This is a genomic window from Maritimimonas sp. 2405UD52-3 (assembly GCF_056591715.1).
In genome coordinates this window covers 1-222 of record NZ_JBWQOL010000036.1, presented here as the reverse complement: position 1 = coordinate 222, position 222 = coordinate 1, and the positions used below count along the sequence as shown (strand labels likewise).

Genomic DNA, 222 nt, shown 5'->3' with positions numbered 1-222 from the left:
GGTGATGTGGTGACCTATACCTTTACAGTAACGAACAATGGTACAGCAACGCTGACAGGTGTAGCTGTGGTTGATGATATATTAGGTGCAGTGACCTTAAGCGATGTAGCAGGTGATGGCGTAGCAGTGCTAGCCGCTGGTGACAGTGAGAGTGGTACATTGACTTATACGATCCAGGCAGGTGACTTAGGTACGACCATTACGAACATTGCTACAGGAAGT

General features: G+C 47.7%; 1 protein-coding gene. It reads left to right on the top strand.

Annotation, left to right across the window (positions count from 1 at the left end):
- A partial coding sequence (locus AC1EU5_RS16070; protein ID WP_480193436.1) for a DUF7507 domain-containing protein occupies nucleotides 1-222 on the top strand: 222 nt, incomplete at both ends.